This is a genomic window from Methylomonas fluvii (assembly GCF_014850975.1).
Taxonomy (GTDB): Bacteria; Pseudomonadota; Gammaproteobacteria; order Methylococcales; family Methylomonadaceae; genus Methylomonas; species Methylomonas fluvii.
In genome coordinates this window covers 1,148,278-1,166,320 of the sequence record NZ_JACXST010000001.1, presented here as the reverse complement: position 1 = coordinate 1,166,320, position 18,043 = coordinate 1,148,278, and the positions used below count along the sequence as shown (strand labels likewise).

19 protein-coding genes are annotated in these 18,043 nt (G+C 51.5%); 11 read left to right on the top strand and 8 right to left on the bottom strand.

Features of this window, described 5'->3' with window-relative positions:
- Positions 1–101: 101 nt before the first annotated feature.
- A complete protein-coding gene (locus EBB_RS26630; protein WP_192392810.1) occupies positions 102–350 on the top strand; it encodes a hypothetical protein in 249 nt (82 codons plus the stop codon).
- 159 nt (positions 351–509) lie between these two features.
- Here EBB_RS26630 and pgi read toward each other — a convergent pair whose 3' ends face one another.
- A complete protein-coding gene (gene pgi / locus EBB_RS05535; RefSeq protein WP_192392809.1) occupies positions 510–2,147 on the bottom strand; it encodes a glucose-6-phosphate isomerase in 1,638 nt (545 codons plus the stop codon).
- Between the two features lie 312 nt (positions 2,148–2,459).
- Between pgi and EBB_RS05530 the strand changes: the two genes are divergently transcribed.
- The 4 genes from EBB_RS05530 (at position 2,460) to EBB_RS05515 (ending at position 5,331) form a co-directional block, all read left to right on the top strand.
- Entirely contained in the window at positions 2,460–3,053 is a 594-nt protein-coding gene (locus EBB_RS05530) for a hypothetical protein (protein ID WP_192392808.1), read from the top strand.
- A gap of 134 nt (positions 3,054–3,187) precedes the next feature.
- Entirely contained in the window at positions 3,188–4,084 is an 897-nt protein-coding gene (locus EBB_RS05525; RefSeq protein ID WP_192392807.1) for a cupredoxin domain-containing protein, read from the top strand.
- Positions 4,085–4,143: 59 nt separating this feature from the next.
- The gene (locus EBB_RS05520; protein WP_192392806.1) at positions 4,144–4,566 is read left to right on the top strand and encodes a YqaA family protein; all 423 of its coding nucleotides are present in this window, start codon (positions 4,144–4,146) and stop codon (positions 4,564–4,566) included.
- A gap of 3 nt (positions 4,567–4,569) precedes the next feature.
- Complete coding sequence (locus EBB_RS05515) at positions 4,570–5,331, top strand: hypothetical protein (RefSeq protein ID WP_192392805.1); 762 nt, start codon at positions 4,570–4,572, stop codon at positions 5,329–5,331.
- A 39-nt stretch (positions 5,332–5,370) separates the two neighbouring features.
- On the opposite strand, the gene EBB_RS05510 is transcribed toward EBB_RS05515, so the two are convergent.
- From EBB_RS05510 to EBB_RS05500, 3 genes are all read right to left on the bottom strand, one after another.
- Positions 5,371–5,910 carry an MOSC domain-containing protein gene (locus EBB_RS05510; RefSeq protein WP_192392804.1) on the bottom strand — a complete coding sequence of 180 codons (540 nt, stop codon included), beginning with the start codon at positions 5,908–5,910 and terminating at the stop codon, positions 5,371–5,373.
- Positions 5,911–6,087: 177 nt separating this feature from the next.
- Positions 6,088–6,762: a type 1 glutamine amidotransferase domain-containing protein gene (locus EBB_RS05505; RefSeq protein WP_192392803.1), complete on the bottom strand. Its 675-nt coding sequence runs from the start codon at positions 6,760–6,762 to the stop codon at positions 6,088–6,090.
- Between the two features lie 50 nt (positions 6,763–6,812).
- Complete coding sequence (locus EBB_RS05500; RefSeq protein ID WP_192392802.1) at positions 6,813–7,103, bottom strand: putative quinol monooxygenase; 291 nt, start codon at positions 7,101–7,103, stop codon at positions 6,813–6,815.
- 292 nt (positions 7,104–7,395) lie between these two features.
- On the opposite strand from EBB_RS05500, the gene EBB_RS05495 reads away from it, so the two are divergent.
- From EBB_RS05495 to EBB_RS05475, 5 genes are all read left to right on the top strand, one after another.
- On the top strand, positions 7,396–10,203 hold the full coding sequence (locus tag EBB_RS05495; protein WP_192392801.1) for a valine--tRNA ligase: 2,808 nt from the start codon (positions 7,396–7,398) through the stop codon (positions 10,201–10,203).
- A 4-nt stretch (positions 10,204–10,207) separates the two neighbouring features.
- The gene (locus EBB_RS05490) at positions 10,208–11,650 is read left to right on the top strand and encodes an HDOD domain-containing protein (RefSeq protein WP_192392800.1); all 1,443 of its coding nucleotides are present in this window, start codon (positions 10,208–10,210) and stop codon (positions 11,648–11,650) included.
- A 3-nt stretch (positions 11,651–11,653) separates the two neighbouring features.
- On the top strand, positions 11,654–12,448 hold the full coding sequence (locus EBB_RS05485) for a response regulator (protein WP_192392799.1): 795 nt from the start codon (positions 11,654–11,656) through the stop codon (positions 12,446–12,448).
- A 157-nt stretch (positions 12,449–12,605) separates the two neighbouring features.
- Positions 12,606–13,145: a PAS domain-containing protein gene (locus tag EBB_RS05480; RefSeq protein ID WP_192392798.1), complete on the top strand. Its 540-nt coding sequence runs from the start codon at positions 12,606–12,608 to the stop codon at positions 13,143–13,145.
- A 3-nt stretch (positions 13,146–13,148) separates the two neighbouring features.
- Positions 13,149–14,618 carry a methyl-accepting chemotaxis protein gene (locus EBB_RS05475; protein WP_192392797.1) on the top strand — a complete coding sequence of 490 codons (1,470 nt, stop codon included), beginning with the start codon at positions 13,149–13,151 and terminating at the stop codon, positions 14,616–14,618.
- 158 nt (positions 14,619–14,776) lie between these two features.
- Here EBB_RS05475 and EBB_RS05470 read toward each other — a convergent pair whose 3' ends face one another.
- From EBB_RS05470 to yihA, 4 genes are all read right to left on the bottom strand, one after another.
- The gene (locus tag EBB_RS05470; protein ID WP_306789987.1) at positions 14,777–15,208 is read right to left on the bottom strand and encodes a septal ring lytic transglycosylase RlpA family protein; all 432 of its coding nucleotides are present in this window, start codon (positions 15,206–15,208) and stop codon (positions 14,777–14,779) included.
- A gap of 187 nt (positions 15,209–15,395) precedes the next feature.
- Complete coding sequence (locus tag EBB_RS05465; protein ID WP_192392795.1) at positions 15,396–15,791, bottom strand: glycine zipper family protein; 396 nt, start codon at positions 15,789–15,791, stop codon at positions 15,396–15,398.
- Positions 15,791–16,174 carry a hypothetical protein gene (locus tag EBB_RS05460; RefSeq protein ID WP_192392794.1) on the bottom strand — a complete coding sequence of 128 codons (384 nt, stop codon included), beginning with the start codon at positions 16,172–16,174 and terminating at the stop codon, positions 15,791–15,793. Before EBB_RS05460 ends, EBB_RS05465 begins: the two co-directional genes overlap by 1 nt.
- Before the next feature lie 322 nt (positions 16,175–16,496).
- Complete coding sequence (gene yihA / locus EBB_RS05455; protein WP_192392793.1) at positions 16,497–17,117, bottom strand: ribosome biogenesis GTP-binding protein YihA/YsxC; 621 nt, start codon at positions 17,115–17,117, stop codon at positions 16,497–16,499.
- Between the two features lie 110 nt (positions 17,118–17,227).
- Here yihA and EBB_RS05450 point away from each other — a divergent pair, with 110 nt between their 5' ends.
- Complete coding sequence (locus EBB_RS05450; protein WP_192392792.1) at positions 17,228–17,911, top strand: c-type cytochrome; 684 nt, start codon at positions 17,228–17,230, stop codon at positions 17,909–17,911.
- Positions 17,912–18,043: the final 132 nt, after the last annotated feature.

Here is an 18,043-nt window from a genome sequence, read left to right as displayed (position 1 = left end):
CGGCCGGCGTCGGCTAGTTTTTCCACTTGATTAGATGCGGCTGCGCTGGTAGTCGGTTTCCGCCAGCAGGTGCGGCCGTCGTATTGAAAGCGGGTTTCACCTTGAGCAGTGTGCTTGGCGATACGCCGGCTCATTGCGTCGTAGCGGTATTGCGTCGTGCCAATCGGCGTTTCGGCGCGAATCAGGCGGTTGTCGCTATCGTATTGGTAGCGGGTGACGATGTGGCCGGCCTTGCCGCGTTTTTCTTAGACCACGTTACCCCGGCCGAACGAGGACGAAGCTTTCTGATTCAGGACTCTCAGCAACTTTCAAGCATCCTGCTAGTGCTTAGTTGCGATATTAAGTACTAGATCATTCGCTCCTGAAAGGACAACAATAGGAATAATTACTCGATTGACCGGTATGGCACCTGAAGGCTGCGAAAATATGCTGCAACCTTCAGGTTTAGAAAACGGCTTTACCCACCAAAGGCTGGATGTTCGCTTTCTAAAATAGCCTATTGCGTAAACTTATTTACGCAAGCGCTTGTAAGCGTTGATCAGGCCGTTGGTGGAGCTGTCGTGGTCGGTGATGACGTCTTCGTTTTTCAGCTGCGGCAGAATCGCCCGCGCTAACACTTTCCCCAATTCCACACCCATTTGATCAAAGGAATTGATATTCCAGATCACGCCTTGTACGAAGATTTTGTGTTCGTAAAACGCAATCAAGGTGCCCAAGGTTCTAGGGGTTAGTTTTTTGAATAAAAACGAGTTGGAAGGTTTGTTGCCTTCGAAAATTTTCGAGGCAATCAAAGCGTCGTCCAGATTGGGCTCGTGACTCAAATCTTTTCTAACTTCGTCTTCGGTTTTGCCGCGCATCAACGCTTCGGCTTGCGCCAGAAAGTTGGAGATCAGAATATCGTGGTGATCCGGCAAGTTGTACTGGCTTTGCGCTGCCGCCAGGAAATCGCCGGGAATCAGCTTGGTCCCTTGATGAATCAACTGAAAAAAAGCGTGTTGGCCATTGGTGCCAGGCTGGCCCCAAATAATCGGACCGGTGTTGTAGTCAACCTTATCACCGCTGATGGTAGCGCTTTTGCCGTTGCTTTCCATGTCGCCCTGCTGGAAATAATCGGCAAAATATTTCAAGGACTGCGCGTACGGCAAAATTGCGTAGGTTTCCGCTTCGAAGAAGTTGTTGTACCAGATGCCCAGCAAGCCCATGATCACAGGGATGTTTTTTTCGAATGGCGCGCTGCGGAAATGCTCGTCGGCAATATGCGCGCCCATCAGCAATTCTTCGAAATTGTCCATGCCTATGTACAGGGCAATGGACATGCCTATCACGGACCACAGGGAATAACGGCCGCCGACCCAATCCCAAAATTCGAACATATTGTCTGGGTCGATACCAAACTCCTTAACCTTGGTGACGTTAGTTGAGATAGCCACGAAATGTTTGGAAATATGCGCGGGATCGCCAGCCGCCTGCAAAAACCAGTTACGCGCCGAGCGGGCGTTGGTCATGGTTTCTTGCGTGGTAAAGGTTTTTGAGGAAATCAAAAACAGCGTGGTTTCCGGATTAAGCGGTTTCAGCGTCTCCACGATGTCGGTTTGATCCACATTGGATACAAAGTGCGCTTTTAAGCCGTCTTTGCCGTAGGGCGCCAGCGCGGTATCGACCATTTTAGGGCCCAAATCGGAACCGCCGATACCGATGTTGACGATGTCGGTAATGGTTTTGCCGGAGTAGCCGGTCCAGGCACCTGAACGGACTTGTTCAGTGAATATGCGCATTTTTGCCAAAACTTTATTGATTTCCGGCATGACGTCTTTGCCGCGAAAAAATACCGGCTTATTACTGCGGTTGCGTAAGGCGGTATGCAAGACAGCGCGTTTTTCCGTGGTATTAATAATGGAACCGGAAAACATGGCTTCGGTCTTGGCGGAAAGCTCCGCGCGGCTTGCCAATTCAATCAACAAAGGCAAAGTTTCTTCGGTAATTAGATTTTTAGAGAAATCGAACAGCAAATCGCCAAATGTCACGGAAAACTTGTCGAAGCGTTGCGGATCTTTATCGAACGCATCCTTCATGCAAAATTTGCCGGCAATCTCGCGGTGATGTTGCTTAACGGCATTCCATTCGGCAGAGTTTATTAATTTGGACATATTGTTGTTATTTAATTAACCGGATAGGGGGATATTTCAGTAGACCTGAACAGGCAGAGGCAATTTAAAGGAATGATTCATAACCCCATTATAAGGATTGTCTTTGATTGCTGACAAAAAAAATTACAGCTTGAATCGATCATCTCAACAACGGCACGACAGCCTTTCTTTGGCTATGGCGATGTGCTAGAGTTAGGCGCTGTTTTGATCCAAATCAGGCAGTTACGTTCGCCAATGATTTAAACACGTTCATGTATAACCACATGAAAAATAATAAAAACTACAGCATTTATTAACACGGGAAGGGTATTTATGAGAAGCTCTCGCATATTAAGAAACGGTTTACTGGGCCTGTTGGGCCTGATTTTTTCATCAACAGTATTGGCGCACGGCGGCGCGGCAGGTACCGATACTGACCAATGTAAGTTCGAATTGGAAAAAGACCACTGGATCCATTACACCGCTTACCAGCCTAATGCCTACCCGGCGGAAGAGTTCTGCGGCAATATTCCCGACATCAATACATTGACTCAATTGGTCTTCGACTATCAAGACCAACGCTATCGCGGCATGGCTATCGAATTTGAAGTGACCAAAGAGCCGGAAGGCAAACGGGTTTTCTTCCAAGCGGCCGAAAAACATAAATCCGGCACCGTCATTCTTAACCTGCCGCAAGGCGTGCCGGAAGCCGGCAAACATTTAATCCACATCACGTTACTGCAAGATAACGGCGAAAGATTGGATGCCCACATGAGCTTTAAAGCCGGCGCAGGCCAACCGACCAGCAAAGGTAGCTATGCCTTGTATGCATTGGTGTTGTTCGCTGGCTTGTACATCCTTTATCTGTCTAACGCCGGTTTCAAACGCAAAGTTGACGGCATGATTGGCAAAGCGAAAGAAATCTAAAAAAATACGCCGCAAGAACCGTTATTCCGCCTATGCTGCGCGGCGGAATAACGTAATTTCCGGCAGCCTTGTCAATCAGAACTATCGCGGCATAATCCACGCTATACATAAAGCCCCTTCGAGGTAATGCAATAATGGTCAAATTCGTATCACTTGCCACACTGGTCTGTGCCTTATCTGTTACTGCTGTATCCGCAAAAGAAATGCAGGATCACAATCAGATGATGAACCACGGCGACGGTCATTTGATGGATATGGATGGCGGCATGGTCATGGGCCAAAACACCGACACCTTGCCCGGCGGCTGCGACAAAATCACCGCGACCAAGGAAATTACCGTGCATGCCGGGCACAAATATTCCGAGAAATTCCCCGGCACTATGTTTGCGTTCGATCAGCAGGAATTTCAATTCGAACCTTGCACCAAGCTAACCGTACATTTCATCAACGAAGATGATATCCGCCATCAATGGATGATGCATGGCTTACCGAAATATTTGTACCCGAAAGGCATGTTCCATTTGGAAGTTAGCGGTCCCGGCAAAGTATCCGGCACGCTGATTCTGCCGCCCGGCGACAAAACCTATTTAGTGCATTGCGACATCGCGCAGCACATGGAAAAAGGCATGAAAGCCCAATTGAAAGTCGGCAAAGGCAGCGAGGACTTACCCAGCATTCCTGGCGTAACTGCGGCGATTTTCCCGGATGATTACAGCGGCAGACCTTACGATCCTAAACTCGACGCTCCGGCCCCTAGTACACCCGTGGCAGCGCCAGTAGTGGCTGCGGCACCCGCGCCTGTTGCCGCAGTCGATGATTCGATTGTTTCCGGCACCACCGTGGTCGGTTTGGCTATCGGTTTTATTGCCGCACCTTGGTTGGCAAAACGCTTTAAAGGCATGAGCGCCGGCGAGATTATCGCAACCGTACTCGAGCAAGTCGCGCACGGGGTTGGCTATGTCATGCAATTGATCGGCAAGCTGATTAAAATGGTATCAGGTAAAAACGTCATCGCCTTACCGGATAAATAAAGACTACGCAAAAAGCCCCTGAAACAGCTGTTTCAGGGGCTTTTTTATGGGCTAAAACAATGCAGTTAGAATCGCTCGGCCCTTTGGGATTATTCATCAGCGCTTTCATCTCCTCGACAGTCGCACCCGGCGGTTCAGAAGCGATACTGGCCTATCTGGTTAACAGCCAACAACATTCCGTCAGCCAGTTAGTAGCCATCGCCACTATCGGCAACACCTTGGGCGCAATGACCACCTGGTGGCTGGGCCTGTGGGCCGCCAAAAAATATCCCGCAGAAGCTTTAGCCAAGCAGCATCAAAAATCGCTAAATACCGTGCGCCGTTGGGGCAGTTGGGCCTTGCTGTTTTCCTGGTTACCGCTGGTGGGCGACGGCCTGTGTTTTGCCGGCGGCTGGTTACGCCTTTCCATACTATCCTCGCTGTTGGCGATTTTTTTAGGTAAAGTGTTGCGTTATATCGCCGTTGCCTACGCCTTTGTCTGAGTCATGAATTTCTTTTCCTTACCGCATTTTCCCGCCGCAGATACCGTCGCCGAACACCGCAAACGCGATTATCAGATTGCCGGGTTTACCTTTGTCACCACCACCATCTGCTTGACGATGGACGGATTCGCGCCGCAATTCATGCAGTACGTGCTGGCATTTTTTGGCTGGTTGTTCTTGATTGCCTGGTTGCGTGGCGAATGTAAATACGTCCGCACCCAAGTGGCGGTGGCGGTGACCTTTGCGGTGATTGGCGAATACTTCGCATCCGTGTACATGAAAGGCTATATCTACCGCTTCGGCAATGTCCCTGCTTACGTGCCGGCCGGTCACGGACTGGTGTATCTCACCGCCGTCGCATTGGGCCGCTCCGGACTATTTCAGCAACACGCCCGCCGCATTGCGGTATTCGTTGTGGCTGTTTGCGGCACCTGGGTGGCTTGGGGGTTGAGCGGCCTAGGGCGATTGGACATCATCGGCGCGGTGCTGTTTATGGTGTTCCTTGGCTATTTGTTCAAAGGCCGCTCGCCCATGGTTTACTTGGGCGCGTTCTTTATCACGTCCTGGCTGGAAATCGTCGGCACCAGCGCCGGGACTTGGGCCTGGGCCGAAATCGATCCGGCCTCGCACCTACCGCAAGGCAACCCACCCAGCGGAGTAGCAGCTTGGTATTGTTTGGTCGATGCGGTGGCTATTGCCGGCGCCGGCCCGGTATTGCAAGCCTTCACCAAAACGGCACTGGTGTTACAGCGGCAACGGGCTTAACCGTTTTTGTAAGCTGGGTTTTACGTTGTCCGACCCAGCCTAGCTCTTCGGCTCCACACCTTGAATCGCATTTAAGCGTACCCGGTCACCTACTCGAATCAAGCCGCCTGCCAAAATCCGCGCCGTCATCCCGCCATGACCGCGTAGCGCGTTATAACTTCCCAAGCCCAATTCCTCAGCCATTTTCGAACACGGATCGCAAGGCCCGGTGACTTGAATAATCACTTCATCGCCCACCGCCCATTCCAATATCACATCCGGGAACGGCGAACGCATACCGATAAGATTGAGTCCCGAAACCACCAGATTGCGCCTTAGCCGAGTCGGCTCCAATTCCGAGAGGCTGCACCAATCGGTGACAAGAGGCAAATGCTCGGCCTGGAACAAAGTCAGTTCGCGCTTTGATGATTGCCTGCCGGAGCGTGCAGCATTTGCTCGCCGGTCGCCCAGCAATCCCCGCCCCGGCTCCGCGCGGGCTTCATCGACGAAAACCGCCGGTTCGCCGCGCGCCGGACGCAGGACGATGGCTTCGATTCGGCCTTCCGAAGCGAATTGTTGGGTGAGGTCGCGGAGTGTCATGATTGGGTGGCGATTTGGTAGGTGCGATTAGCGAAGCGTAATCGCACAAATTTGAAACATTTCATTTCCCCGATTACGCTTCGCTAATCGGGGCTACGAGTTCTAGGCTGAATAGATGTGCCGGCGTCAGAAGGCGCATCTGTCGCGAACGATGCGCTTCACTTTGTTCAGCACATCCTACGGTCCTTCCAACAATTTGATCATTTTTTCGGCGACTCCTTTGGCCGACGCGGGATTCTGGCCAGTTACCAGATTTCCATCGGCAATGCTGTGCGCCTGCCACGGTCCTGCTTTGTGGAAGATCGCGCCTTGTTTGGTCAGTGCAGTTTCCAACTCAAACGGGACATCCGCTTTGGCGTAATTATCCTCCTCATCGTTTGTGAACGAACTGATGTTCTTTCCCGCGACTAAAAATGTGCCGCCACTCAGCTTCACATTGAGCAAGGACACTGGACCATGACAGACAGCGCCGACAATGGCTTTTCGCTCGAACGTCTCCTTGATGACCTGCTTCAGAAGTGGATGCTCCGGCATGTCCACCATCGGTGCCAGGCCGCCAGGAATAAAAATCGCGTCGTATTGTCTGACATCTACATCTGAAAGCTTCTTAGCCTTCTGCATTCCAGCCCATCCTTTCCCCACCAAAAACGCCAGATTGTCTGGATCATCCGCGAGGTTGAGCGCGTCCAGATACGGCGTATCGCCGGTGAGACTTGCAAAATCAATCTGGTAGTTGGCCCTGGCAAATTCGGCATACGGATGTGCCACCTCTGGCAAAAAAACACCGGTTCGTCTTTTATTCGGACCAATGGCGTTGGCGTTCGATGCGATGATTAATATTTTTTTTGACATAATTGCTCCTGTGGCTTGTTCGTTACGATGTTGGATTCCGGCAAATTTTTTTAATGGAGTTCCTTCACAGGTGTAACATCGCGCACGGTCAGGTGCGGGACGATTTGGTTCATGACAATCCGCTGGAAATGTTCCGATTGCTTGTGCGTTTCAGCGGCAGCCGCGTTGGCGTATTGCTCATGAAGGATCAGTTCATTAGGGTCGTTTTCCGACTGGTAGATCGTGTAAGCAAGATTGCCCTCTTCTGTCCTGCTCTTCTCGATCAGTTCCGGAAGCAGTTTCAAAATTCGGGCCGATTCCGCCTCCTTGATTTTCCATTTTACAATGATCGTCTTTTTCATTTGCTAGTGCTCATTTGTTGGCGATGCGAGGTTGCGATAGTGACACCTAACAAGTAATTAAGTGGTTTCCGTATATCATCCAGGACACGATGATATACGCTCGTGCCTTGATCTAACAATAACTTTCCTGCGCCAAAGCAAGCATCCCGTCTGCGATAGCAGGTCACTGCCAAACAGAAAAAATCGACAACAACCCGATCCTTCACCCGTAATGCCTTTAACTCTATCCCCTTGCGCATTTACGGTTAAAATACTACCCCTAATTTAAACCCAAGCGCATTCAACAGAGAACATGGAAAAAACCTATTCCCCGCACGCTATCGAACAACGCTGGTATCAACTTTGGGAAGAGAGTGGCTATTTCGCCGCCAAAAGCGAGGGCGAGTCGTATTGCATCATGATTCCGCCACCCAACGTCACCGGCAGTTTGCACATGGGGCATGCGTTTCAGGACACCATCATGGATGCGCTGACCCGTTATCACCGGATGAAAGGCTACAACACGCTGTGGCAACCGGGCACCGACCACGCCGGCATCGCCACGCAAATGGTGGTGGAGCGCATCATCAACGCCGACGGCAAAACCCGCCACGACTTGGGCCGTGAGGCGTTTATCGAGAAAGTCTGGGAATGGAAAGAAGAGTCCGGCGGCACCATCACCCGCCAATTGCGGCGGATGGGTTCGTCACTGGATTGGCAAAAGGAACGCTTCACGATGGACGACGGCATGTCGGACGCAGTGCAGGAAGTGTTCATCAAATTGTACGAAGAAGGCTTGATCTATCGCGGCAAACGCCTGGTGAATTGGGACCCGGTGTTGCACACCGCCGTCTCCGACCTGGAAGTGCTGTCGGAAGAAGAAAACGGCTCGATGTGGTACATGCGTTACCCGCTGACCAACGGCACCGGCCACTTGTTGGTAGCAACCACTCGTCCGGAAACGATGCTCGGCGACGCGGCGGTGGCGATACATCCCGACGACGAGCGTTACAAACATCTGCTGGGCGAATTCGTCGAATTGCCGCTGACCGGCCGTCGCATTCCCATCATCGCCGACGAATATGTCGATCCGGAATTTGGTACCGGCTGTGTGAAAATCACGCCGGCCCACGACTTTAACGACTACGAAGTCTGGTCGCGGCATAAACAAATATCCGCCATCGCCGACCTGCCACACGGCGGCTTGATCAACATCTTTACCGTCGATGCGGCAATTCGCGCGAATGACGACGGTTTTAACATCATCCCGGAAGCCTACATCGGCCTGGACCGCTTCGAAGCCCGCAAAAAAATCGTCGCCGATCTGGACGCCCAAGGCCTGCTGGAAAAAATCGCCGACCACAAATTAATGGTGCCGCGCGGCGACCGTACTGGCGCGGTGATTGAGCCTTTATTGACCAATCAGTGGTACGTCAAAATCGCCCCGCTGGCCAAACCGGCCATCGAAGCTGTGGAAACCGGCACCATCAAATTCGTGCCGGACAATTGGAAAAACACTTATTTTGAATGGATGCGCAACATCCAGGACTGGTGTATCTCCCGGCAAATCTGGTGGGGCCACCGCATTCCGGCTTGGTATGACGACCAAGGCAACACCTATGTCGGCCATTCCGAAGCTGAAATCCGCGAGAGACACGGCCTAGCCGCCGACTATCCGTTGAAGCAAGACGAAGACGTGCTGGATACTTGGTTTTCTTCGGCGCTGTGGCCGTTCTCGACCTTGGGTTGGCCGGAGCAAACCCCGGAACTGGCGAAACATTACCCCACCAGCGTATTGGTCACCGGCTTCGACATCATTTTCTTCTGGGTAGCCAGAATGATCATGATGGGCCTGAAATTCCAGGGCGAAGTGCCGTTCAAGGAAGTGTATATCCACGGCCTGGTGCGCGACGCCGAAGGCCAGAAGATGTCCAAATCCAAAGGCAACGTGCTGGACCCGATCGACATCATCGACGGCATTGATTTGGAAGCTTTGGTGGCCAAACGCGTATCCGGCATGATGCAGCCGCATCTGGCGAAGAAAATCGAACAAGTCACCCGCAAACAATTCCCGGACGGCATTCAATCCTTCGGCACCGACGCCTTGCGTTTTACTTTCGCGTCCTTGGCTTCGACCGGCCGCGATATTCGCTTTGACTTGCAACGTACCGAAGGCTACCGCAACTTCTGCAACAAGCTGTGGAACGCCGCACGTTATGTGTTGATGAACACCGAAGATCAGGATAACGGTATCGATTGCGCGGAATGCACATACAGCCAAGCCGACTTGTGGATTCTGTCCCGTTTGAATCGCACCATTGCCACCACTACCGATGCCATCAACAGCTATCGTTTTGACTTGGCCGCGCAAGCCATTTACGAATTTACCTGGAACGAATACTGCGATTGGTATCTGGAGCTGGCGAAAATCTCGTTGCAAAGTGATGACGAAACCTTACAACGCGGCACTCGCCAGACTTTATTAAAAGTACTGGAAACCGTATTGCGCTTGGCGCACCCGATCATGCCTTTCATCACAGAGGAAATCTGGCAACGGGTTGGACCGTTGGCCGGGGTCACCGCAGCGACCATCATGCTGCAGCCCTATCCAGAAAGTGATGGCGCCACCATTAACACCGATGCGGAAACCAAAATCCAATGGACGATGGACTTCATCCTCGGCATACGCCGTATCCGTGGCGAAATGAATATCGCCCCCGGCAAGCCGCTGAACGTGTTACTGCAGAACGGAAGTGACACCGATCAAGCTTATTTGAAAGACAGCGAAAGCTATCTGCTGAAACTGGGCCGCCTGGAAGGCATCACTTGGCTGAATGCTAACGACAACGCGCCGGAGTCGGCCATTGCTTTGGTCGGCGACATGAAAATCCTGATCCCGATGGCAGGCCTAATTGATAAAGACGCCGAACTGGCTAGACTGGACAAGGAAATCCAACGCATCGAAAAAGAACTGCCACGTATCGAGGGCAAGCTCGGCAACGCGGCGTTCGTCGATAAAGCACCGCCGGAAGTCATCGAGAAAGAGCGCGAGAAACTGGCGGGCTTGCAGTCGTCCTTAAAAAACCTGAACGAGCAATTCGCCAAAATCAAAGCGTTATAAATATATGACCCCCGCCGGCACCGCGCAAAAGCCACCGCAATCTCTGGACGAATGGACAGAGCTGCTCCGCGTGCAGGAAATGCCGATTTTCTCCAACACCGCGCACAACATCTACGCGGCGTTGGACGACAGGCATAAGGGGGCCATCGAGTTGGCGACGGTGATTCTGCAAGACCCCAACCTCACCGCCAAGCTGCTTAAGGTGGGCAGCAGCCCTTACTACAACCCGTCCAAACAAAAGATGAGTACCGTATCGCGCGCTATCGTCGTACTGGGCGCGGAGGTGATAAGAGAGCTGACGCTGGCTTGCTCGTTTTTCGAAGCGATGCTGTCGTCCACCAACAAGGACAGGGCCAATCGGGAAATTGCCTTAGCCTTGCATGCCGCCGTGCAGGCCAAGGATTTGGCGCTCAGCATGGGCGACACCTCTCCCGAGGAAGTGTTTGTCGCGGCGCTACTGCACAATATCGGCCACATTGCCTTCTGGTGCTCCGGCAATCCGCAATCCAAAAAAGTCCATGAGCAAATCGAAAAAAGCGGGCTGAACAATCGCGAAGCCGAGAAGAAAATACTCGGCTTTACCTTGCAGGACTTGGGCAAAAAACTGAGTAAATCCTGGAGCCTGGGCGGCCTGATAGAACAAGCCATCGCCAAACCCGATTCCGCGGAAAAACGAGTGCAAATGGTGCAACTGGGACATCAGATTTGCTTAGCGCTAAAAGCCGGCCGCGACTCAGATGCCATGCGGGCTTGTCTGCAGAAAGTCGCGGCATTCACCGGCCTGCCAACGGAAATCCTGAAAACAAAAATAGACAAAAACACCTCGGAAGCCGTGCATATCGCCCGCCAGTTTGGCGCCAACGATGCCTCCAAATTCATCAGCACCGAAGCCATCATCGCCAAATTCGAAGAAGCGGAAGAGGAAAAGGCCGACAAGAAGCAGCTGCAATTTCAGATTTTGCAAGACATCAGCAGCCATATCAGCGGGCAAATCGATCTAAACGGCCTGTTTGAAATGGTGTTGGAAGGCATACATCGCGGCGTGGAAATGGACAGGACTTTATTCATGCTGCTCAGCCCGGATAAGCAGACACTGAACGAAAAATTTTCCCTAGGCTGGCACAAAATCGGGCTTGACCAAAAAATCCGCATCTACAATTCCGAACCCTCGGCAAATTTACTGTTTCATGCCCTACATCAGCAAGAAGGCGTCTGGCTGTTTCCCCAGCAACATCGCGAGCTTTACACGCCGCAAATCCGCCAGCATATCGGCGAATACGAGTGCTTTGTTTTCCCGGTTTATGCGGAGAAAAAGACCGTGGGCCTTATTTATTGCGACCATTCTATTCATGGACTACCCTTAACGCGCGAGGACTTCATCGCAGCCAAGCATTTTGCCAAACAAGCGCATATCGGCTTAACCCTATACTGCATGAAAAACCACTAATCCATGACAGACTATCAGCTTGCCAATCTTCAGGTTTTTCTCGTCGAGCCGTCACATACTCAGCAGCAAATCATCTCCCATTTTTTAAATGCTTGCGATATCAACGACATTACCTGCCTGAATTCCGGCGCGGAGTTGTTCGAGCGTTTACACCACTCCCGGCCCGACCTGATTATCAGCTCGATGTATTTGCCCGACATGACCGGCGTGGAGTTGGTAACCTCGCTTCGTAAACACGACGAATCCTACGAAATGGCTTTTTTGCTGATTTCCAGCGAGACGAATATCAAATATCTGGAACCGATCCGCCAGGCCGGGGCCATCGCCATATTACCCAAGCCGTTTACCCGTCAGGCTCTGGAAACCGCCCTGCATTCGACGCTGGAATATGTTCGCCCGGAAAAACTTAACCTGACCCATCTGGACATAGAGGACCTGAGCGTGCTGTTAGTGGACGACAGCGAATTCTCGTTGAAATATCTGACCAGGGTTTTCGAAAATATTGGCGTTGGGCAAATTGTGACCGCTCATGACGGCAAACAAGGGCTGCAAATGTTCAATCAACAGTATTTCGATCTGGTAGTCACCGACTACAACATGCCGCAGATGGATGGTCTACAACTGGTCGATCACATTCGCAACCATTCCGAACGCGGCTCGGTACCGATATTGATGGTGACCAGTGAGCAAAATGAAAGCCGTCTGGCGGCCATCGAAAAATCCGAAGTCTCCGCCATACTGGACAAGCCCTTCGAAGCCACGTCAATCAAGCGCCTTCTGATTAATTTGCTCAATTGAGCTAATCTTGTGTGGCAAGCGAATACCCCACAATATGCGCGGCTATGAGAATCCCGGATCAAATCAATGTCCGATGCAGCCACGATCAAGCTCATTCGGTTTTCGCGCAAAATATGCCTGGACTGACCACCAATAGCCCCAAATTAAGGTACGGAATATGAAGCCGACTATCACGCCCAACAATCACGAAAAAAAACTCGCGGATGATGATTTTATCGTTTCCAAGACCGACACCTCGGGGCGGATCACTTACGCTAATCGCATTTTTATGGAAATTGCCGGCTATCCGGAACACCAACTGCTGGGCATCCAACACAACATCATCAGACACCCGGAGATGCCGCGCGGCGTGTTTAGATTGATGTGGAATACCTTAAAGGCCGGTGACGAGTTTTTCGGGTTTGCCAAAAATCTGTGCCGGGATGGTGGATTTTATTGGGTATTTGCCAACATTACGCCGGACTATGACAAAGACGGTAAATTGCAGGGTTACTATTCGGTGCGCCGTAATCCGCCCCGCAGCGCACTGGGGGTCATCATACCGATTTATCAGGAAATGTTGGCCATCGAGAAACGCCATTCAGTCAAAGATGCCCCGGATAAATCGCTGGAATACCTATTCGACGTGGTTCAGCAAGCCGGCGCTAAAAATTACAATAGCCTGGTGTTAAGCCTGTATAAGCCCAACGGAGTGTAAGCCATGAATTCAAACGCCAATATTCCGTTTTTAAGAACCAAGCTGACTTATGCGGTGGCAGCGATTATATTTTTTACCGTTGCGGCATTCGTCTACACGCTTATCATGCATGGCTTTTCCTGGTTCATGCTTGGTCTGTTGCTGCCATTACCATTGGTGTCGTTATTCGCCTGGTACGCCGGCAAACAATGCCTGCTGGTATTAGAGCGTATAGAAGAAGTGCTGAGACACACGAATCAAGGCCAACTCTATCATCGCGTCACCAAAACGCGAGGCATGGGCGAAGTCGGCAAAATAGCCTGGGAGCTCAATGAGACCTTGGACATCATGGAGTCTTACTTCAAAGAAATGAACTCCTGTTTCCAGCACGCGGCGGAAGGCAATTATGACCGTTATGCCTTGGTTGACGGCTTTCCGGGCATACTGAAAAAGTCGGCGAAGAATATGAATCACGCCATCAAAATCATGGATGAAAACGACAAATTAACCATCAAACGGCGATTGTCGGCGGGTCTGCATGCTCTGAACACCACGAATCTGCTCGTCAATCTGAAAGGCAATCAGAGCGACTTGCTCAATATCACCGAGCAAATGCAAAAGGTGGAAAATATTGCGATAGAAACCGGAGAGAACGCCAACGCCAGCCTATCGGCAGTGGAAACCATCAGTAACTCCCTGTCCGACATCAATGCCAATGTTCATTCGGTGTCGGATGTGATCGGCGCGCTGATTAACGACAGCAAAAAAATCACGGAATCCTTATCGATGATTACCGGAATTGCCGATCAAACCAACCTGCTGGCCTTAAATGCCTCCATAGAAGCGGCTCGCGCCGGCGAGCATGGACGCGGCTTTGCGGTAGTCGCTGACGAAGTCAAAAATCTCTCCGAGCATACCAAGAACGCCGCATTGGAAGTCTCCAGAACACTGAAATCGTTTAATAAACGCGTCGAACAAATGCAAGTCGAAGCTGAAAGTTCGTCATCGCTGTCGCAAGAGATACTGGCGCAGGTCAATGCCTTCCGCCAGCAGTTTTCCAATCTGTCGCAGTCGGCAAAAATTTCGGTCGATTACATTTCTTATGCAAAAGACAAATCCTTCGGCGTCCTGGCCAAACTCGATCATGTGGTCTACAAACAAAACGGCTATGTGGCGATAGAAACCTTCAGCGAGTGTCCGCATCACCAAGCCATCATGGTAGACAACCATAATTGCCGGCTAGGAAAATGGTATTACGAAGGGCTGGGCTATGAAAAATTCCGCTCAACCAGCGCTTACGCCAAATTGAATCAGCCGCATGCCGAGGTGCATAGGACGACACAAAAGGCTTATGAAGTCTCTCGATCCAAATGGGTGGATGATCCAGGCATGCTTGATGAGATCATTCGGCAAATGCAACTGGCCGAGGCCGCCAGCGCCGATGTGATGCAATATATCGACGCGATGGTGGAAGAAAGGCATAAAAACATGTAGTCCACCGCTTTACAGAATTGTCGCAATGCAAGTCGCTTCGGCGGCAAGCGCCGGCTGCGTTGCGGTATTCTAAACAGGGACCTCACATCCCCCCCGATCCGGGCGTACCCGCAAGGCATAAAGAAGACGGTCAAGTGCAGCAACCAGCCTGAACCCGCCTAACTTCCCAAATATTCCACCGTCACTTCCGCCAATCCGCGCATACCAATCTGCTCCGCCGCGCCCTGGGACAGATCGATAAGTCGATTAGCTTTGAAAGGCCCCCTGTCGTTGATCACCACATCCACAAAACGGCCGTTACGCAGATTGGTAACCCGAACTTTAGAGGGAATTGGCAGCGTTTTATGCGCCGCCGTCATGCCGCGCGGATCGAAGCGGTCGCCGTTGGCAGTAAAATTACCGGATTCTGCGCCATACCAGGAAGCCAATCCCTGTGCTTTGTACCCTAGCGCACTGTGCAGCGGGGAATAAGTTTTACCTTTGACTTTATAAGATTTGGTGTAAGTGGTCTTAGTCGTACCGGGCAGCATGGCTTGATCGTCAGTGCGTTGCAGCGTCGGCACACTGGAACAGGCACTGAGTAGACTCATAAACATCAGCGGCATAACCGCATGCCATCGCCGCACGTTGAGGCTAAATCGGCTTGAAAAAACCGATACCGTATCTAAAAACATAACTGTTTCTCCGCGTGGAAGACTGCTTAAACAAGCAGTCTTCAATGGATAGAGTTGAAAAATTCAGAAGAGATTGCCGAGCCGATTTGTCCTGACGGATTGCTCAGTTAACTACCCGATGGCCGCGTTGGCGTAAGCAGTTGTTGTAGGCATTTTTATAGCGGTCTTCGGATTGAATACCTTGTTTGGATGCACCGCCGATACCGCCGGCAGCCGCACCGATAGCTGCACCTTTTCCAGGGCTGCCGAGCACTGCGCCCAAAGCGGCGCCACCGGCCGCACCAATCAGGCCACCAACACCGGCGCCTATCGCGGCTTCTTTCGCAGTACCTCCGGACGCTTGCGATGCCAATTGCTGGCAGTCATGCATATCCTGATTCAAGCGGAAAGAGTTTTGGTTATTGTAAGTGTCTACGGTTGGCGTCCAGCCGGTTTGCGAAGCGCAAGCCGATACCAACAGACAAGCGGCAGTGACTGAACAGACTGTTAGCTTCGTCATTATCTATTCATCCCATTGCCAATCCACGAACCGGCCGCAGCACCGATACCGGCCGCCAATGGGTCACCGCGGCCCATCTCATAACCCATCGCACTACCAACCAAACCACCGACTAAACCTTGCGGAGAACGTTGGTCGTACCCGCCATATCTAACTGGCGGGGGCGGCGGCGGCGCGTAATAGCGTTGTTGTATGGGCACATATTCCACTACTCGCTCGGGCACATACACGCGCTCCACAGGGTAAGCGGGGTAATACTCGCGTCCATAACCGTGACCGTGATGGTGGTGCCGATGATGACGATGCTCGCCCCAATCGTCATCGGCCAAAGCAACTGACGAAAACAACAAACCGATCAACATGATTTTTGTCACTCTGAACATATACGACTCCTTGTTGGGAAATTATTCAGTTGCGGCAAATTCTAGGGAGACTGGCTTAAAACAGAATTAAGGGCAGATTATGATCGGATTAAGAATCTCGCCGCGCCGATTAGCCCATTAAGCAACGAAATCAGCAATTATCTGGACATATTCTTGGCCGCCCTTGATGGCCCTGATTCGTCATAAACAGAACGGGCCATAACTGCATGCATTCGCGGTGGGTTGTAAAATACTTAGAGTTGTTTTTGGAGCGTTTCAGCTTACGTTTGAAGTTGAAAGTCTGCCGAACGTACCTTTGGGTTTCTGGTTAGAACAGCAAAGTCTAATCCTCCGCAACCACCATCTTCCGGAATCCAAACCACTCATCCAAAACCTGGTGTACATCGTCAATGCCGACTTTGTTCAAAGCGGAAAACAATTGCAAAGTCACCACAATATCGGCCTGGTTCAAATCCCGCTGCACCTGCAATAAAGTAGTCTTAGCCGCGCCGAACTTCAGTTTGTCGGATTTGGTCAACAGAATGTGCAAGGGCAGTTTGCGATGCTCACACCACTCGACCATTTGCCAATCGAAGTCGGTGAGCGGGTGGCGGATGTCCATGACCTGAACGATGCCGCACAGGGCTTGGCGGTCGTGCAAGTAGCTTTCCATCATTTGCCGCCAATCTTTTTTGATAGCCTCAGGGACTTTGGCGTAGCCGTAACCCGGCAGATCGACCAGCTTGCGTTTGGCGTCTATTTCAAAAAAATTCAGCAATTGGGTCCGGCCGGGGGTTTTACTGACGCGGGCCAGGGCATTTTGTTGCACCAGCGTATTGATCGCGCTGGATTTACCGGCATTGGAACGGCCGGCGAAAGCGATTTCCATGCCTTGGTCGGGCGGCGCATCCTTCAGTTTGGGGGCGCTGTTGATGAACTTGGCCTGGTGGTAGATGGGATTCATCACAGTCTCGCTTAGTGTTTATAAATCGGTTAGAATCCGGGCATTATAACGTCCGGCGGCTGACATCAGCTTGCTTAATGTCGATCAACCTTCCTGAGCAGGGGCCCATAATGATAAAAAAATTGCTGACTGTTTCCATCTCTTTGTTGTTGGCAACTGCTGCCGGCCATGTAAACGCGCAAGGTAATGCCAGCGCCAGCGCCGGAAAAACCAAAGCCGCCAGTTGCGCGGGCTGCCACGGCGAAGACGGTAACAGCACGATGCCGGCGTTTCCAAAATTGGCAGGACAGCACCAAACTTATTTGGTCAAACAGTTACAAGCCTTCAAGAGTGGCGCACGCTTGGCCCCGATGATGGCGCCATTGGCGGCGGGCCTTGACGAGCAAACGATTCAGGAACTTGCCAATTATTATGCCGGCAACAAAATTTCCACCAATCCGGCACCCAAATTGCCGGCGAATGACGACGACGATGCGCCGGCTAAAACCCCTGAGCAAGAAAAAGCAGAGTTGGATGCTTTAATTACGAAAGGTAGCGATTTATACCGTAACGGCAATATCAGTCGTGAAGTCTCGGCGTGCGTGGCATGCCACGGCCCTTATGCCGAAGGTAATAAACCGGCCTCATTCCCGTCCTTGCATTCGCAGCACGCCGATTATCTGATTAAAAGCCTGACTGATTTCAAAACCGGCGCGCGTAGTAACAACCGGGAGAACATGATGCACATGATCGCCACCAAAATGACAGACGAGGATATTAAAGCAGTCGCTTACTACATCTCTACGATGAAATAAGCCTTCGTTATCCGGCGGAGTTGCTGCTCTGCCGGATTTGATCCAGTCCTTGACTCACAAGGGTTAAATTCTCTTCATCGCGTATGTCACAACCTGCCTTCCTCGCTCTGAAACCTCTCTTCCTGAAGGCCG

Bases quoted from the DNA above. Each gene is read 5' to 3' on its own strand.
- yihA (WP_192392793.1), bottom strand. From the start codon at position 17,117: ATGAATCCCATCTACCACCAGGCCAAGTTCATCAACAGCGCCCCCAAA.
- EBB_RS05460 (WP_192392794.1), bottom strand. From the start codon at position 16,174: ATGTTCAGAGTGACAAAAATCATGTTGATCGGTTTGTTGTTTTCGTCA.
- EBB_RS05480 (WP_192392798.1), top strand. From the start codon at position 12,606: ATGAAGCCGACTATCACGCCCAACAATCACGAAAAAAAACTCGCGGAT.
- EBB_RS05525 (WP_192392807.1), top strand. From the start codon at position 3,188: ATGGTCAAATTCGTATCACTTGCCACACTGGTCTGTGCCTTATCTGTT.
- EBB_RS05520 (WP_192392806.1), top strand. From the start codon at position 4,144: ATGCAGTTAGAATCGCTCGGCCCTTTGGGATTATTCATCAGCGCTTTC.
- EBB_RS05470 (WP_306789987.1), bottom strand. From the start codon at position 15,208: ATGAGTCTACTCAGTGCCTGTTCCAGTGTGCCGACGCTGCAACGCACT.
- EBB_RS05465 (WP_192392795.1), bottom strand. From the start codon at position 15,791: ATGACGAAGCTAACAGTCTGTTCAGTCACTGCCGCTTGTCTGTTGGTA.
- EBB_RS05500 (WP_192392802.1), bottom strand. From the start codon at position 7,103: ATGAAAAAGACGATCATTGTAAAATGGAAAATCAAGGAGGCGGAATCG.
- EBB_RS05490 (WP_192392800.1), top strand. From the start codon at position 10,208: ATGACCCCCGCCGGCACCGCGCAAAAGCCACCGCAATCTCTGGACGAA.
- EBB_RS05475 (WP_192392797.1), top strand. From the start codon at position 13,149: ATGAATTCAAACGCCAATATTCCGTTTTTAAGAACCAAGCTGACTTAT.
- pgi (WP_192392809.1), bottom strand. From the start codon at position 2,147: ATGTCCAAATTAATAAACTCTGCCGAATGGAATGCCGTTAAGCAACAT.
- EBB_RS05450 (WP_192392792.1), top strand. From the start codon at position 17,228: ATGATAAAAAAATTGCTGACTGTTTCCATCTCTTTGTTGTTGGCAACT.
- EBB_RS05515 (WP_192392805.1), top strand. From the start codon at position 4,570: ATGAATTTCTTTTCCTTACCGCATTTTCCCGCCGCAGATACCGTCGCC.
- EBB_RS05495 (WP_192392801.1), top strand. From the start codon at position 7,396: ATGGAAAAAACCTATTCCCCGCACGCTATCGAACAACGCTGGTATCAA.
- EBB_RS05485 (WP_192392799.1), top strand. From the start codon at position 11,654: ATGACAGACTATCAGCTTGCCAATCTTCAGGTTTTTCTCGTCGAGCCG.
- EBB_RS05505 (WP_192392803.1), bottom strand. From the start codon at position 6,762: ATGTCAAAAAAAATATTAATCATCGCATCGAACGCCAACGCCATTGGT.
- EBB_RS05510 (WP_192392804.1), bottom strand. From the start codon at position 5,910: ATGACACTCCGCGACCTCACCCAACAATTCGCTTCGGAAGGCCGAATC.
- EBB_RS05530 (WP_192392808.1), top strand. From the start codon at position 2,460: ATGAGAAGCTCTCGCATATTAAGAAACGGTTTACTGGGCCTGTTGGGC.